This window comes from Nocardioides pakistanensis (assembly GCF_054781215.1).
Window position 1 is genome coordinate 38,023 of record NZ_BAAGUV010000070.1, and the last position, 15,264, is coordinate 53,286.

Consider the following 15,264-nt stretch of genomic DNA (forward strand, 5'->3'; position numbering starts at 1 on the left):
CGCGCCGGCGGCGAGTGGCCAGGCTTGAACCTCGGATGGAAGAGGTGTGTGGCAGTAGGGGATTGAAGGAGTGGGCGGCAGCGAAGGTGGTGTGGGATGTGGTGGGCACCTGGGCGGCGAGAAGACGATGGGCGAGATGCAAGGCAGAGGGGCGGAAGAGAGTGTGTGGCAGCATGGCCCGAGTGGACGGCTACCGGGTGCTCGACTCGAGCTACCGGGCGCTGCTCGTCGCGATCACGCCCCTGAACGAGCGCGCTGGTTGGGGCAACACCCGGTGCGCGGGCTGGACGGTGCGTGACCTCGTCCACCATCTGTGGAGCGATGCTCAACGGGCGCTTGTCGCACTACACACACCGGCGGCGGGTCCGGCCGACGTTGACTCTGTGTCGTACTGGCGGCCGTGGCAGCCGGGGCAGGCCGGTGCCGAAGCCGGTCTTCGCGGGACGAGGATCATGGCTAGCGTCTGGTCGAGCTTCGAGCCGCTCGCTGCCCTGTACGCCGAGACAGCGAGTGCCGTGCTGGTCGCGGGCCATGGACGCGCAGGTGATGACCTCGTTGCCACTCAAGACCACGTCCTCACTGTGGACGCGCTGTTTCGCACGCTGGCCGTCGAGGCCACGGTTCACCACCTGGACCTTTGGCTCGGAGAGCCCTCCGAGGAAGGCCTCGCAGAGACCCGCCGCGTCCTAGATGGACTCCTTGGTCGACCAGCACCCATCGAAGACGCGGTCCGCTACGCGTTGATCGGGACCGGTCGCGAATCGCCCACCGCGGATGAGGTCGATGCCGTTGGTGCCGACGCCGGCCGCCTACCCCTGTTCGGATGAGGATCGCTGATCGGGAACCACGACGCGTCACTAGACGTCACAGCACCATGCGCACGCGACGGCTGCTGGTCCTTCTCGTACTGACGACATTGGCTGCGGGCTGCGGCAACCAGCGTGGACCGGACTCCGCAAAGCCCTCGTTGCCCGAATCGTCGCAGCAACTGCGGCCGAATGAACGCGATGCGGTCGACGCCCTGGCGCTAGGAGCCGCCGGAGACTCTTCCGACTTCCAGTGGGGGGATCAGATCTTCCACTTCCTCACCGAAGAAGGGCGGGTCGTCGACGAGCAGCCATGGACGGCCTGTTTGGGCAACGGTTGCTGGGACGGTGGGCCGGGTCTGGGTGGCCCGATTCCCTCGGTCGGTTCCCCGGACGCGCTGTACTTCGCCTTCGACTATCCGGGCTGGAAGTTCCACTGGGTGAGCTTCAACCCGGTCGACGACGAGTGTGGGGGTCGCAGCATCACCGTGCGCGCCACGCCGGTGACCGACCGGATCTTCCGCGTCGACCCGGCCGGACTGCGTGGGGAATGGCGGGTCGACGTCTTTGGGCGGGCACCTGCAGGCGGGGACGCCGTGACATCGGTCCGTTGGACCACGCCGGACGATGGATCCATGCCCGAGCCCCGTGCGACCGGCTCGCTGTTCACCGATCAGGACGGCAAGCGGGTGGCGCCGTACGGCGGGCCCGAACTGCACCTCACCGACCTGGCGCGGACGCCGGCGAGCGCCGCGGCGTCATGGACCGTGACCGACCGTGCCGGAACCTCCGTCACCGTCCCCCTGCGCCGGAAGGAGTCACGCTGTGAGCGAGATGGAGCGGTGTCCTTCCAGGGCCGTGAGCTCACCCCCGCCGAGTTGGACACCTTGTCGGGCGCGTCGGTGACCTACACCGTGGAGGTGACCCTTGACGGCAAGAACTACACCGGGACCGCCCAGTGGCCGCGGGACGAGACCGCCGAGGCGCCATACACCCGGTTCACCTTCGAACCGCCGCTGCCCACCTACCGCGGGTGAGGGCAATACTCCTGTACAGGTCAACCACCTGAGCGGCAGCGGAATCTAGGGCACTATCGACACGAGCGGGAGGATGCGCACGTGGTTCACGTGGCTCGCTTGGTGACCTTCGTCGAGGTCGATGACCCTGTCGCTGACCCGCGGCAGATGTTGGTATCGGCGCGCCACGAGGCCGTCCTTACGAACGGCGGCCGTGTGTTGCTCCTGGCTGACCGGGGCTGGAGCGCATCGGGCCCGCCCAACATCTGGGCGGTGACCTCGGTCGAGGAGATCGCGGACACGGCACGCATGGTCGTCGGCCCGGACGAGCCATTCGATGGGCACTCGCAGGAGGATATGGAGGCAGACCACTGGGCCTCCCTTGCTGCGGTCCTCCGGCGCCAAGGCGTGGAGGTGGACGCCCTGGAGTTGGGACGGCTACCCCACGACGTCGCGCTCGGCGAGCAGTTGCTCGCGCGCGTCGGCCATCAGCCGGGCGACCTCGTCCAGTCCTGACGCTGCTGCGCCGGTGTGCGTGCGTCGCCGTACGCGGAATCCGTGGTCTGCGAACGGTTCGTTGTTGAAGCAGGGCTTTCGTGTAACCCGGCCGGTGCAGGGCGGGATGCGCCTGGCTGTCGGCAAGGAAATCCTTGGGATGGAACCGCGGCCTCGTTCTGACGCGTCTGATGATCACAGGGCTGCAACAAGGCTGAGGATGGTGGCGTGGACGAGGACGGCAGCAACGCCGAGTTCAGCGAGTACGTCGCAGCCCGATGGGCGCGCTTGGTGCGGTCTGCCGTGCTTCTCGGATGCTCTCCGGTCGAGGCCGAAGATGTCGTTCAAACAGCGTTGACCCGTTGCCTGGTGAACTGGTCCAAGGTGCGCAGGGCGGACGACAGGGACGCCTACGTCCACCGCGTGCTCATCAACACCTTCACCTCCGGGCGACGGCGTCACTGGACGAGGGAGCGCCCGGTGGCCGAGACCCCAGACCTGCACCACGATGACGGCACCACGACGTACGACGACGCCGACGCGATCTCTCGCTCGCTCCAGCGACTGACGCCGGAACAGCGGGCAGCGGTCGTGCTGCGGTACTACGCCCACCTGAGCGAGCAGCAGATGGCGGCCGTGCTCGGAGTCGCTCCCGGGACGGTCAAGTCCCGACTGTCCCGGGCGCTGAAAGCCCTCGCCGACGACCCCAACCTCTCCGATCTTCGAGGCGCACTATGACCGACCACGACCTTGCCAACCTGCTGGAGCGTTCCGCGGAGCGCATCTCGATCGGAGCTCCGCCCGTCTCGGAGATGCTGGTCCGGGCTGACCGTCTGCGCCGACGACGGAGCACGACGCGCGCAGTGGTGGCCGCGGCGGCCGTTGTCGCGGTCATCGGCGGCACCGCTCTCGTGGCCGCCCAGGGGTCTGACCCGTCGGGCGGCAGCCTCGACGGGCCCGCCGACACGCAGCCAGCCGAGCCGATCCCAGCCGGGACACGGCTGGTCGGCATCGGCCACTCGGCCATTGCGGTACCGGAGGATTGGGCAACCAACGCGCTCCGCTGCGGTACGGCGACCGAACCGACGGTGGTCGTCGATGTCACGGTCATCGAAACCTGTGGATGGCTCAGCCCAGAGGTGTTCGACAACGTCTGGGTCGAGCAGGGCGTGAACCGGAACATGTTCAGCCCGGCAGAGGACTTCGAGATCGACGGCGTCGCTGCGCAGCGTGACGAAACATCCTGTACTGCATACGGCGATCGAGTCAGGCAGTGCAGCGGAACCGTCTTCGTCCCCTCAGCGAACGCCTCCTACCGCGCCCAAGCGGCAACGAAGCAACGCGTCGAGGAGATCCTCTCCTGGATCCACATCGTTCCCGACAGGGTGGCGGTGCCCGGCTTCGGGCCCGCCAACATGGACCACCAGGACGACGACGCAGGTGAGCACTACCGCGCTGAGCTCCAGGCCGCCGGACTTCAGGTCGAGGTCATCACAGAGCCTCGCCCAGGGTTCAAGCCCGGATACGTACTCGGAGTCAGCCCTGGGCCAGGCACCATGGTCGAACCAGGCGACGTCGTCAGCATGACCGAGATCGCGGAGCCTCGGGGTCCCGCCGACGAAGTACACGTAGAGGTCAACTCGGTCGGCCCGGGCGACAGCATGGACTATCGGGGCTTGAGTGACGAGCAGATCCGCGCAGGCGCCGAAATCCGCATCGACCTTGGTGCAACGATCTGGATATATGGCCATGGCAAGCGGATCGGCACACTCGGAGGCGAGGTCAGCGGATCCGCGCTGACCCTCGACGACTGGAAGGAAGGGCCGAACTACGGCCGGTCCTGGACGGCAGTCGAACGCGGCACAAGCACCCTGACGATCAGCATCACCGCCTACGGGACGCCGATTACGTTGGGCACCGTCACTGTCATCGTCGCCTGAACCTTAGGACCGAACACATGCACTCCTCCGAGCGTGTGCTGCGACGCGCTCGCGCGGATTGACCGCAAGACCATCCTCAATCTGTGACGGACGCGGCCGAGGCGGACGCGGCGGAGGCGGACGCGGCGGAGGCGGACGCGGCGGAGGCGGACGCGGCGGAGGCGGTTGCCGCCGTTGGACGGGGTCTGACCCGGCCAAGGAGCGATCGGAACATCGCGCCAGCCTTGGCCACTCGCGGCCCCTCGGCGGCCTTGGGGGATGAGGGCGGCCAGGCGGGCCGCCACCAACCCAGGAGAACGCCATGACTGCCACCATCACCCGCAAGCTCGTGTCGCTGACCGACGCGGCCGACATCCTCGCGGTCTCGACGAAGACCGTGCGCCGCTACATCGCCGACGGGCACCTCGAAGCCGTACGGCTCGGGCGCAAGACGCTGCGGATCAAGCTCGATTCGATCGAGAGGTTCATCGACGCCCGACCGGTTGGCGGGTGGCGCCGGGCTGGGTGAGTGTCCCCAGCGTGCCCAGGAGGGCCCGCTGGCTGTTCCTCGTATTTTCCTCAAAAACAAGTAGAGACCCTCGAAAGGGCCTCTGACCTGCGGTTATCTGGTGGGCGATACTGGGTTTGAACCAGTGACCTCTTCCGTGTCAAGGAAGCGCGCTACCACTGCGCCAATCGCCCGTGATGTCCCAAAGTCCCACAAGGTGGAGCTTCGAGCAATCGAGGTGGAGACGGGATTTGAACCCGTGTAGACGGATTTGCAGTCCGTTGCCTCGCCTCTCGGCCACTCCACCAAGGAGGGGACCTGCGACCCTTCTCCGAGCGGACGACGAGGCTCGAACTCGCGACCTCAACCTTGGCAAGGTTGCGCTCTACCAACTGAGCTACGTCCGCCTGCAGCGTTCCGACCCGGACCTTTCGGCCCGCGCCGTTCGTGCGAGCAGAACTGTATACGACGCAGGGTGAATGACAAATTCGGGGGTTGCCACGCGTGTTCATGGGGCCTTCACGCCTAGTCTCTGAGCCATGCGTGCCTGGGTGAACGGACAGCTTCTCGACGACCCGACGGGGCCGGCCGTCGCGGTGACCGACCACGGTTTCACGGTGGGAGACGGTGTCTTCGAGGCGGTGAAGGTGGTCGACAACGTGCCGTTCGCCTTGACCCGCCACCTCGACCGCCTGGCCGTGTCCGCCCGCGGGCTGGGACTGCCCGCCGTCGACCTCGACGAGGTACGACGGGCGGTGGCGGCCGTGCTGGCCGACCAGGAGCTGGCCCTGGGGCGGATCCGGATCACCTACACCGGCGGGGTGGCCCCGCTCGGGTCCGGGCGCGGCAGCGAGCCACCGACCCTGGTCGTGGTCGCGGACACGATGAAGCCGTGGGCGGGGCCGACGGCGGTCGTCACCGTGCCGTGGACCCGCAACGAGCACGGGGCCCTGGCCGGGCTCAAGACGACCTCCTACGCCGAGAACGTCATCGCCCTGGCGCGCGCCGCGGAGCAGGGCGCGACCGAGGCGATCTTCGCCAACACGGCCGGCAACCTGTGTGAGGGGACCGGGTCGAACGTCTTCTATGTCGTCGACGGCGAGGTGCGCACGCCCACGCTGGCGTCGGGCTGCCTGGCCGGCATCAGCCGCGCCCTGGTGCTGGAGTGGTACGGCGCTCGGGAGGTCGACGAGCCGATCGACGTACTCGCGCGGGCCGAGGAGATCTTCCTGGTATCCACCACCCGCGATGTCCAGGCGGTACGCCGCTGCGACGCGAGAGAGCTCCAGGCACCCGGACCGGTGACGCGCGAGGTCGCGGCGGTGTGGGCGACGAAGGAGCGCGAGACTCCCGAGCCGTAACGATCAGGACCTTGTGGGCAAAACGGACGCACTCCGGACAGCAGTGAGGCCGGTGCGTCGATGGGCACCGGCCTCACTCAGCCCTGGCGTCGGCCGGACGACTCGGGGTCGTCCAGCACGGTCGGCGCCTCCCAACGCCGGACCGAGGTGACGACTCAGGCAGTCTCGGACTGGAGGATCGCGTTGATCGCGGCGTCGAGGTCGAGGTACTCCGACTCGCTGCCGGGGGCGACGGCCTTGGTCATCCGGTCGACGAAGACCGACAGGTCGCCGGTCCGGGCCTGGATCAGCGCCTCCCCGTCGGGGGAGCACAGCTCGATGATCACGACCGCGTGCCCGTCGGCGTCGAGGCACGGCCACACGTGGACGTCGCCGTCCCCGGAGGGCTCGTAGAGGCCCGACGCGAGCAGGTCCCGGCCGAAGGTCCAGCGGACCTGGCTGCGGCCGGTGATGAAGACCGTGGTCACGGCGTACGGGTCGCGCGGGTCGTACTGGAGCTCGGCCTCGATCGGGGTCGCAGTCCCCGTCGAGTCGATCAGCTCCAGCGTGACCGATTGCGACACGATCACCGGTGCCGTGTTCATCGAGTAGTCCATGTGAACGCCTTCCTCCCAGATGGTTCGTTCATGAGACGTAGTCAGGCTCTCCCCATGACGCAGAAACACGCCTGAACTGACGACTTTTTTTCGCGAGAGCTGTCCGGCCGCACGGATCTGTCCGGATTTGGGCCGGAAAGAACACAGGAAAATGTTTGAACCACGCGGCTAGGCTCTGCCCCACTGGTCAAGGTATCGGTTTCGCCTGCGTCCCGCTGAAGGTGTCGTGAACAAGATGTCGACGGAATTTCCCTCGCCCGAGGCGGGCGAGGACGACGACCGTCCACATGCCCGCCGGCACCGGCCGCGCAGCCACCTGCACCGCAGGCTCCACGCCAACCCCGCGCTGTCGCTGACCACGAAGCTGGTCGTCACCACGGTCGGCACCCTGGTGGTGGCCGCCGGCGTGGTGATGATGGTGACGCCCGGCCCCGGGATCGTCGGGATCGCGCTCGGCCTGGCGATCCTCTCCACCGAGTACGAGTGGGCGGATCGTTGGCTCGTGGCGGCGCGGGAGAAGGCCCACCAGGCCCGGCTGAAGGCCGACGCGATGGACCCGGAGGTCAAACGCCGCCGCCTGATCGGGAGTGGGCTGCTCTTCCTCGCCGTCGCGGTGCCCACGGTGACCTACGTGGTGGTCTACGGCTGGCCGGGATTCGCGGTGAACGGCTGGGACTGGGTGCAGAGCATGGCCGGCTGGATGCCGGAGCTACCCGGGATGTGAGTCGGCGGGCTTCATGCGCTAACCTTTCCGGCGCAACAACCCGCACGGGCGATTGGCGCAGTGGTAGCGCGCTTCGTTCACACCGAAGAGGTCACTGGTTCGAACCCAGTATCGCCCACCGCGACGAGATGGCCGGCTCCCCAGGTGCCGGCCATCTGTCGTTCCTCAGGCGTCGTGGGCGGCGCCGGCGGTGCGCAACGCTGCCAGCACACGGCGCACGGCCAGCCGTTCGGCACGGTCAGGTCGCGCGACGGCGTAGATGTAGCGAGCGGTGGCGATGCCGGAGAGGGGCCGAAGCACGACGGACCCGGACGGTGTGGTGAACCGAGGGAGTACGGCGACGCGCCGGCTGTCGGCGACCAGCGCCTCGATCAGCCGGTTGTCGCGCAGGCGCAGCGGGACCTCGACCGCACGGCCGACCGCCTCCTCGACGGCGAGCCGCACGGTGTCGAAGGGGTAGCCGAGCGGCACGCCGACCCACTCCTGGTCCGCGAGGTCCTCTGCGGCGACCGAGCGCCTCCGCGCGAGGGGATGATCGGCGGCGAGGGCGATGTCGAGCGGCTCGCGGGCCAGCACGACGGTGACCTGGTCGCTCGTGCCGGAAGGCAGGGTCCGCGACAAGCTGTGTCCGACGACCACGTCGAAGTCCTTGGTCAGCGTGGGGTAGACGTCCTCGGCGAGGTCGACATCGGTGCAGTCCACCTCGATCGGCAGTCCGGCCAGGTCACGGAACACTCCCGGCAACAGGAAGGTGGCTGCGCTGGGCAGCGCGGCCACGGTGACCGTCCCGGTGGGTTGTCCGCGGAACTCGTCCCAGCGCGCCTGCACCCGGGCCAGCACCTCGGCCACGTCCCGCCCTCCCTCGGCGAGCAGCCGGCCGGCATCGGTGAGTCGTACACCCCGCCCTGCCGGCTCGACGAGCGGGAGCCCGAAGTGCCGTTCGGCGGTCCTCAGCTGCTGCGAGACCGCCGACGCGGTGCGATGCGTGGCCCGGGCGACCGCGGTGACGCTGCCATGCTCCGAGAGCTCGCGGAGCAGGTCGAGGTGGCGAGGCTCCATGAAGGGAACCTACAGCTAGATCGCAGATCATTTCGCTTGTCCTAATGCAAGGCTCGGCCCAGGCTGGCACCGTGCCGACCTCACACCGCCTTCTCGCCGCCTCCGTCGCAGTGGTCTGGGGAGTCAACTTCCTGGCCATCGACGCCTCCCTGGAGCACTTCCCACCGATGCTCCTGGTCGCGTTGCGGTTCGGCCTGATCGCGGTGCCGACCGTGCTCCTGGTCCCGCGACCTCAGGTCGAGCTGCGGTGGCTGCTCGGGTACGGCATCGGCTTCGGCACGCTGCAGTTCCTCTTCCTCTACGCCGGTATGTACGCAGGCATGCCGGCCGGACTGGCATCCCTGGTGCTGCAGTCCTCGGCGCCGTTCACGGTGCTCCTGGGCGCAACGGTGTTCCGCGACCGGATCAGCGGGCGCCAGGTGGCCGGGCTGCTCCTGGCCACGGCCGGACTCGCCACGGTCGGCTGGGCGCAGGCAGGGACCGCGACCCTGGTGCCGTTCCTGCTGGTGCTTGCAGGCGGCTTCGGGTGGGCGATCGGCAACGTGTCGAACGCACGTGCCCGAGCGGCGAGCCCCTTCCGGCTGGTGCTGTGGATGTCGGTGGTTCCGCCGGTGCCGATGCTGACGATCAGTCTGATGGTCGAGGGACCGGACCGGATCGCGCACGCACTCACCGGCTGGCAGGAACCGCAGGCCGTGATGGCCCTGCTCGGGCTGGCCTACACGGTCCTGGCCGGCACCCTGCTCGGATCATGGCTGTGGAGCTGGCTGATGGCCCGCCACCCTGCGGGCCTCGTGGCCCCCTTCTCGATGCTGGTGCCGGTGGTCGGCATGAGCGCGGCCTGGCTGGTGCTCGGCGAGGGCCTGGCACCCCTCGAGCTGGCCGGTGCCGGCATCGTGGTCGCGGGCGTGCTCCTGGGCAGCACGCGAGGTCCGCGGTCTGTGCCTCCAACGACCGACGCGGTCGTCCTGGTCGAGGCGAAACCGGGGAGAACCGGTCGATGATCGGCAGATACGATCGAGCGGTCCGCAGCAACCGTCGTTCGAGAGGGAATCCCTGTGTCCGAGATCAAGGTCACCGTTGTCAGCGCAGACGAGCGTGCTGAGCGATCGGTGACGACGGGCACGAAGGCCTGGGAGCTCTTCGCCGACGACCCGTCCGTCATCGCCGCCCGGGTCGGGGAGGACCTCCGGGACCTCGCACACGAGCTCGCCGACGGCGACGTCGTCGAGGGAGTGGCAATCGACTCCGCCGACGGCCGGAACATCCTGCGGCACTCCACCGCGCACGTGATGGCGCAGGCGGTGCAGGAGCTCTACCCGGAGGCGAAGCTCGGGATCGGCCCGCCGATCACCGACGGGTTCTACTACGACTTCGACGTTCCCGAGCCGTTCAAGCCCGAGGACCTCGAGAAGATCGAGTCCCGGATGAAGAAGATCGTCAAGGAGGGCCAGAAGTTCTCCCGACGGCCGGTCACCGACGGTGAGGCGATCGAGGAGCTCAAGGACGAGCCGTACAAGATCGAGCTGATCGGCCTCAAGGGCGGGAAGGACTCGGACGCTCTGCTGTCGAGCGAGGGCGCGAACGTGGAGGTCGGCGCCGGAGAGCTGACCATCTACGACAACCTCAAGCGCGACGGGTCGCTGGCGTGGAAGGACCTGTGCCGGGGCCCGCACCTGCCGACCACCAAGCGGATCCCGGCCTTCAAGCTGATGCGGAGCGCTGCGGCGTACTGGCGTGGTGACGAGAAGAACAAGCAGCTGCAGCGCATCTACGGCACCGCCTGGGAGTCCAAGGAGGCGCTCGAGGCGCACCTGCACCGGATCGAGGAGGCGGAGCGTCGCGACCACCGCAAGCTCGGCCGCGACCTCGACCTGTTCAGCTTCCCCGACGAGATCGGCTCGGGCCTGGTGGTCTTCCACCCCAAGGGCGGGGTGATCAAGCGGGTGATGGAGGACTACGTCCGCCAGCGCCACATCGAGGAGGGCTTCGACTACGTCGGCACCCCACACATCAGCAAGGAGGGGCTGTTCCACACCTCCGGGCACCTGCCGTACTACGCCGACACGATGTTCCCGCCCATGGAGATGGAGGGGAGCAGCTACTACCTGAAGGCGATGAACTGCCCGATGCACAACCTGATCTTCAGGTCGCGCGGGCGGTCCTACCGTGAGCTGCCGCTGCGGCTGTTCGAGTTCGGGTCGGTCTACCGCTACGAGAAGTCCGGCGTGGTGCACGGCCTGACCCGGGTGCGCGGCCTGACCCAGGACGACTCCCACAGCTACTGCACCCCGGAGCAGGCTCCCGAGGAGATCGAGCACCTGCTGAACTTCGTGCTCAGCCTGCTCAAGGACTTCGGCCTCGACGACTTCTACCTCGAGCTGTCGACTCGTGACGACTCCAAGCCGGACAAGTTCGTCGGGTCCGACGAGGACTGGGCCGTGGCGACGAAGGTGCTGGAGGACGTGGCCACCCGGACCGGGCTCGAGCTGGTCGCCGACCCCGGTGGGGCTGCCTTCTACGGTCCGAAGATCTCGGTCCAGGCCCGCGACGCGATCGGCCGGACCTGGCAGATGTCGACCATCCAGTACGACTTCAACCAGCCGAAGGGCTTCGAGCTGGAGTACCAGGCCGCCGACGGCTCGCGGCAGCAGCCGGTGATGATCCACTCGGCGAAGTTCGGCTCGCTCGAGCGGTTCTTCGGCGTCCTCGTCGAGCACTACGCGGGCGCCTTCCCGCCCTGGCTGGCCCCCGTGCAGGTGCAGGCGATCCCGATCGCCGAGCGGCACAACGACTACCTGCAGGAGGTCGCGGCGAAGCTGCGGGCCAAGGGGATCCGCGTCGAGGTCGACTACTCCGACGACCGGATGCAGAAGAAGATCCGCAACGCCCAGCTGCAGAAGGTCCCGTTCATGATGATCGCCGGCGACCGCGACGTCGAGGAGGGCGCCGTCTCGTTCCGCTACCGCAACGGCGACCAGGACAACGGCGTCTCCGTCGACGAGGCGATCGCTCGCGTGGTGGAGGCCGTCGAGAGCCGGGTCCAGGTCTGAGCGCATGACAGACGAGGTGTTCCACCAGGAGGGCGTGGGGGTCCCGGACGAGCTGGACCGGCTCTGGACCCCGCACCGGATGGCCTACATCCGGGGCGAGAACAAGCCGGCGGACTCCGCTGCGGGCCACCAGTGCCCGTTCTGCCGGATCCCCACGCTCGACGACGCCGAGGGACTCGTGGTCGCTCGTGGTGAGCTCTGCTTCGCGGTGCTCAACCTCTACCCCTACAGTCCGGGGCACCTGATGGTCTGCCCCTACCGGCACGTGCCCGACTACGCCGAGCTGACCGACGAGGAGACCCACGAGATCGCGGCCTTCACCCAGGCCGCGATGCGCACGGTCCGGTCGGTCAGTGGTGCCCACGGGTTCAACATCGGCATGAACCAGGGGGCGGTGGCCGGTGCCGGTATCGCGGCCCACCTGCACCAGCACGTCGTGCCGCGGTGGTCGGGTGACCAGAACTTCATGCCGATCATCGGGCGCACGCGCACGCTCCCGCAGCTGATGACCGAGACCCGGCAGCTCCTCGCCGACGCCTGGCACTGAGGACGGGCAGCGACACCCGGGGCCGGTGGGCTCAGTCCTCGGGGTCGCGTCGGCCCCCCAGCAGGACACGGGTCATCGCGTTGCGGGTGTCGAGGAGCTCGTCGAGCGCCGCGTCCAGCTGGTCCCTGGACACCCGGAGCGTGCCGGCGCCGTCCGCCGCTGCCTCGGCGGCGAGCACCGCGGCGCGGCGCAGCAGCTCCTTGACGAAGGAGGCGGTGACCCCTTCGGTGCGATCCAGGACGCCGTCGAGCCCGCTCTCGTCCACGTCCAGGTCGCCGCGGTAGAGACCGAACAGGCGGCGTCGCGCCCCACGGTCGGGCAGCTCGAGCGCCACGGCCTGGTCCACCCGGCCGGGTCGGGCCGCGAGCGCCGGCTCGAGCACGTCGGCCCGGTTGGTGGTCAGCAGGAACACCACGTCGGCGTCCTCGGCCAGGCCGTCCATCTCGTTGAGCAGCTGGAAGAGCATCGGGTGCTCGCCGGGGTGCATGCCGCGCTCCTCGGCGATGAGGTCCACGTCCTCGATCACGATCATCGCCGGCTGGAGGGTCCGCGCGACCGAGCACGCCGCACCGACCAGATGCAGGGTGTTGCCCGAGAGCTGGACGATCGTGGTGTCGACCAGCCGGCTGGTCAGGTAGCGCACCGTGTGCGTCTTCCCCACGCCGGGCGGCCCGTAGAGCAGGAGGCCCCGCTTGAGGTGCTGGCGGGCCGCGAGCAGCCTGTCCCGATGCTGCGCCACGCCGACCACCTGACGCGTGATCGCGGCGACTGTCTCCGGCGGGAGGATCAGGTCGGCGCCGGTCATCGCGGACCGGTCGTGGAAGGACAGGACGGTGTCGCGCTCGCCGAACATGTCGTGGGTGAAGGACACCAGCTGCCCCCGGTAGACGTTGTGCACCACCGCGAGCCGCCGCACCTCGGCCGCAATCCGCACGGCCAGCTCGGCGTCGGCGGAGGCGATCTGGAGCGAGGAGGACGACTCACCCATCTCCGCGCGCCCGCGCCGGAACAGCAGCACCGCGCGACGGCCACCCTCCTCGACCAGATAGAGCCCGGCCACGACGCAGGGGCGGACCTCGCCGCCCGGACCGCTCGCGAGGTTCACCCGTTCGACGTTGCCCGGGGCCGGCCCGTGCGGGTCGCGTCCGAAGTCGCTCCGCATCAGGTCCGACAGCCCGAACTCGCGATGGCGGATGTTGCCGACGCCCACGAGCCGGTGGTCGCGTCCGGGCCCGGCCAGCCACGCGTCCAGCCCGGCCTGGACGTTGACGTGGTCGTACGTCGGCCACGACTCCTGCACCACGTCGATGCCCGACGGGTCCACCCCGAGGTGCTCGACGATCAGCTTGTGGAAGGTGGCCCGCTCGTCCGCCCGAGCAGCGCCGACGATCCTCCGCCGCGCCCGGCGCGCGAGCTTTCCGACATCGGAGAGCCGCAGCCGGTCGTCCTCGCTGTCGGGTCCCGGTCCGGCGCTCACGAGCCCCGGACCGTACGACTCCACGCTCCTCAGCCCCGGCATCGTGCCTCCCCGTCGTCGGACTGTGACCAACCTACTGCCGCTCCGGCCGGTGCGCCTCGGTCTCCGAGCATCGACAGCCGGTAGCCTGCTCGCGCCATGTTCGAACATCTGCGCTCGTTCTTCACCAACCTCATCACCCCCGTCGCCCGACTCCTGCTGCGGCTCAACATCGGGCCGGACGCGGTGACCGTCGTGGGCACCCTGGGTGTCGTCGCCGCGGCGCTGTGGTTCTTCCCCCGCGGCGACCTGTTCGTCGGCGTGCTCGTGATCACCGCCTTCGTGTTCTCCGACCTGCTCGACGGGACGATGGCGCGGCTCTCGGGGAAGACCTCCACCTGGGGTGCCTTCCTCGACTCGACGCTGGACCGGATGGGCGACTCGGCGATCTTCGGTGGCCTGGTGCTGTACTACGCCTGGGTCGTGGAGTCGCAGGTGCTCGCGGCGCTGACCTTGTACGCGCTGGTCACCGGCTGGCTGACCTCCTACACGCGCGCCCGGGCCGAGTCGCTCGGCTACGAGGCGAAGATCGGCCTGGCGGCGCGGGCCGACCGGCTCGTGGCGGTCCTGGTCGCCGCCGGGCTGAGCGACCTGTTCGACGTGCCGGTGCTGCTCGAGGTGGTGCTGTGGTTGCTGGCCGCGGCGAGCACCGTGACCGTCGTACAACGGATCCTCACCGTGCGCCGGCAGGCACGGGCCACGGTCTGATGACCGCCCGGGGGAGGGGGCTGAGCCGGGCGGCGCAGGCCGCCTCCCAGCACGCGGTGGCACTCGGCTACCTGACCGGATGGCGGTTGGTGCGCCTGCTGCCCGAGCGTGCCGCGATCGGCGCCTTCACCCGCGCCGCCGACGAGGTGCACCGCAGGCAGGGCAGGAGCGTCCAGCGGCTGCACGCCAACCTGGGCCGGGTCCGGCCCGACCTCGACCCGGCCGCGCTCGACCGGCTGACCCGCGAGGCGGTGCGGTCCTACCTGCGCTACTGGGCGGAGTCCTTCCGGCTGCCGGCGTGGCCGATCGAGGACCTGGTCCGGCGGACCCGCACGGTCAACGAGGAGGCGTTCCGGAAGGTGTACGCCGACGGGCGAGGCGTCGTCGCGCCGCTGCCGCACATGGCCAACTGGGACTGGGCGGGGGCCTGGGCCTCAGCGACCGGAATGTCCCTGACGACCGTGGCCGAGCGGCTGCGGCCCGAGCGGCTCTACGACGAGTTCGTGGCCTACCGCGCCTCGCTCGGCATGGAGATCCTGCCCGCCGGAGACCCCGCCACGTTCTCCACGCTCGTCGACCGCCTGCGCGAGGGCCGACTGGTGCCGCTGCTCGCCGACCGCGACCTGAGTCGGTCCGGGGTGGAGGTGACCCTGTGCGGGCTCCCGGCGCGGATGCCACGGGGGCCGGCGGAGCTGGCCCGGCGCACCGGCGCCGCCTTGATCCCGGTGACGCTTGCCTACGACGGCCCGGAGATGGTGATCACCTTCCACGACCGGATCCCTGTGGTCGACGGCGAGGACGGCGCCGCGGTGATGATGCAGGCGGTCGCCGACGTGTTCACCACTGCCTTCCGGGCCGACCCGGTGGACTGGCACATGATGCAGCGGGTGTTCACCGCCGACCTCGATCCTGGGCGAATCCCGCCCGCGCCGCCCGCTTCCGCGGGATCCTGAGGC

General features: G+C 69.2%; 16 protein-coding genes and 4 tRNA genes. 14 read left to right on the forward strand and 6 right to left on the reverse strand.

What is annotated here, in order from left to right:
• Window positions 1-35: 35 nt before the first annotated feature.
• The 6 genes from ACYVIH_RS20240 to ACYVIH_RS20265 all read left to right on the forward strand — a co-directional run bounded on the left by ACYVIH_RS20240 (window position 36) and on the right by ACYVIH_RS20265 (window position 4,765).
• Complete coding sequence (locus ACYVIH_RS20240) at window positions 36-827, forward strand: maleylpyruvate isomerase N-terminal domain-containing protein (RefSeq protein WP_460871349.1); 792 nt, start codon at window positions 36-38, stop codon at window positions 825-827.
• Window positions 828-874: 47 nt separating this feature from the next.
• Window positions 875-1,843 (forward strand): hypothetical protein, encoded by a 969-nt coding sequence (locus ACYVIH_RS20245; RefSeq protein ID WP_460871350.1) that lies wholly within the window; start codon window positions 875-877, stop codon window positions 1,841-1,843.
• 102 nt (window positions 1,844-1,945) lie between these two features.
• A complete protein-coding gene (locus ACYVIH_RS20250; RefSeq protein ID WP_460871351.1) occupies window positions 1,946-2,338 on the forward strand; it encodes a hypothetical protein in 393 nt (130 codons plus the stop codon).
• A 207-nt stretch (window positions 2,339-2,545) separates the two neighbouring features.
• Window positions 2,546-3,055 carry a SigE family RNA polymerase sigma factor gene (locus ACYVIH_RS20255; protein WP_460871352.1) on the forward strand — a complete coding sequence of 170 codons (510 nt, stop codon included), beginning with the start codon at window positions 2,546-2,548 and terminating at the stop codon, window positions 3,053-3,055.
• The gene (locus ACYVIH_RS20260) at window positions 3,052-4,257 is read left to right on the forward strand and encodes a PASTA domain-containing protein (protein WP_460871353.1); all 1,206 of its coding nucleotides are present in this window, start codon (window positions 3,052-3,054) and stop codon (window positions 4,255-4,257) included. Before ACYVIH_RS20255 ends, ACYVIH_RS20260 begins: the two co-directional genes overlap by 4 nt.
• A gap of 301 nt (window positions 4,258-4,558) precedes the next feature.
• A complete protein-coding gene (locus tag ACYVIH_RS20265) occupies window positions 4,559-4,765 on the forward strand; it encodes a helix-turn-helix domain-containing protein (RefSeq protein ID WP_300464359.1) in 207 nt (68 codons plus the stop codon).
• A gap of 98 nt (window positions 4,766-4,863) precedes the next feature.
• On the opposite strand, the gene ACYVIH_RS20270 is transcribed toward ACYVIH_RS20265, so the two are convergent.
• From ACYVIH_RS20270 to ACYVIH_RS20280, 3 genes are all read right to left on the reverse strand, one after another.
• Window positions 4,864-4,938, reverse strand: a tRNA-Val gene (locus ACYVIH_RS20270).
• Between the two features lie 42 nt (window positions 4,939-4,980).
• A tRNA-Cys gene (locus ACYVIH_RS20275) sits at window positions 4,981-5,051 on the reverse strand.
• A 27-nt stretch (window positions 5,052-5,078) separates the two neighbouring features.
• A tRNA-Gly gene (locus ACYVIH_RS20280) sits at window positions 5,079-5,151 on the reverse strand.
• A gap of 132 nt (window positions 5,152-5,283) precedes the next feature.
• On the opposite strand from ACYVIH_RS20280, the gene ACYVIH_RS20285 reads away from it, so the two are divergent.
• Window positions 5,284-6,105 (forward strand): aminotransferase class IV, encoded by an 822-nt coding sequence (locus ACYVIH_RS20285; protein ID WP_460871354.1) that lies wholly within the window; start codon window positions 5,284-5,286, stop codon window positions 6,103-6,105.
• A 155-nt stretch (window positions 6,106-6,260) separates the two neighbouring features.
• Here the strand turns inward: ACYVIH_RS20285 and ACYVIH_RS20290 are convergent, their stop codons facing one another.
• Window positions 6,261-6,701, reverse strand: coding sequence for an SsgA family sporulation/cell division regulator (locus ACYVIH_RS20290; protein WP_460871355.1), 441 nt, complete (start codon window positions 6,699-6,701; stop codon window positions 6,261-6,263).
• A 235-nt stretch (window positions 6,702-6,936) separates the two neighbouring features.
• On the opposite strand from ACYVIH_RS20290, the gene ACYVIH_RS20295 reads away from it, so the two are divergent.
• Both ACYVIH_RS20295 and ACYVIH_RS20300 read left to right on the forward strand, forming a co-directional pair.
• Complete coding sequence (locus ACYVIH_RS20295; protein ID WP_460871356.1) at window positions 6,937-7,425, forward strand: PGPGW domain-containing protein; 489 nt, start codon at window positions 6,937-6,939, stop codon at window positions 7,423-7,425.
• A gap of 46 nt (window positions 7,426-7,471) precedes the next feature.
• Window positions 7,472-7,543: transfer RNA gene (locus tag ACYVIH_RS20300), tRNA-Val, on the forward strand.
• Window positions 7,544-7,590: 47 nt separating this feature from the next.
• Here the strand turns inward: ACYVIH_RS20300 and ACYVIH_RS20305 are convergent.
• Entirely contained in the window at window positions 7,591-8,484 is an 894-nt protein-coding gene (locus tag ACYVIH_RS20305; RefSeq protein ID WP_460871357.1) for a LysR family transcriptional regulator, read from the reverse strand.
• Window positions 8,485-8,555: 71 nt separating this feature from the next.
• Here ACYVIH_RS20305 and ACYVIH_RS20310 point away from each other — a divergent pair, with 71 nt between their 5' ends.
• Genes ACYVIH_RS20310 through ACYVIH_RS20320 form a run of 3 tightly spaced genes read left to right on the forward strand, consistent with a single transcriptional unit; the run spans window position 8,556 to window position 12,084 of the window.
• Window positions 8,556-9,488 (forward strand): EamA family transporter, encoded by a 933-nt coding sequence (locus ACYVIH_RS20310; RefSeq protein ID WP_460871358.1) that lies wholly within the window; start codon window positions 8,556-8,558, stop codon window positions 9,486-9,488.
• 54 nt (window positions 9,489-9,542) lie between these two features.
• The gene (gene thrS / locus ACYVIH_RS20315; RefSeq protein ID WP_460871359.1) at window positions 9,543-11,537 is read left to right on the forward strand and encodes a threonine--tRNA ligase; all 1,995 of its coding nucleotides are present in this window, start codon (window positions 9,543-9,545) and stop codon (window positions 11,535-11,537) included.
• Between the two features lie 4 nt (window positions 11,538-11,541).
• Window positions 11,542-12,084 carry an HIT family protein gene (locus ACYVIH_RS20320; RefSeq protein ID WP_460871360.1) on the forward strand — a complete coding sequence of 181 codons (543 nt, stop codon included), beginning with the start codon at window positions 11,542-11,544 and terminating at the stop codon, window positions 12,082-12,084.
• A 31-nt stretch (window positions 12,085-12,115) separates the two neighbouring features.
• Here ACYVIH_RS20320 and ACYVIH_RS20325 read toward each other — a convergent pair whose 3' ends face one another.
• Window positions 12,116-13,561: an AAA family ATPase gene (locus ACYVIH_RS20325; protein WP_460871361.1), complete on the reverse strand. Its 1,446-nt coding sequence runs from the start codon at window positions 13,559-13,561 to the stop codon at window positions 12,116-12,118.
• A 138-nt stretch (window positions 13,562-13,699) separates the two neighbouring features.
• Between ACYVIH_RS20325 and pgsA the strand changes: the two genes are divergently transcribed.
• Window positions 13,700-14,308: a phosphatidylinositol phosphate synthase gene (gene pgsA, locus ACYVIH_RS20330; protein WP_460871362.1), complete on the forward strand. Its 609-nt coding sequence runs from the start codon at window positions 13,700-13,702 to the stop codon at window positions 14,306-14,308.
• On the forward strand, window positions 14,308-15,261 hold the full coding sequence (locus ACYVIH_RS20335) for a phosphatidylinositol mannoside acyltransferase (protein ID WP_460871363.1): 954 nt from the start codon (window positions 14,308-14,310) through the stop codon (window positions 15,259-15,261). Before pgsA ends, ACYVIH_RS20335 begins: the two co-directional genes overlap by 1 nt.
• Window positions 15,262-15,264 lie beyond the last annotated feature (3 nt).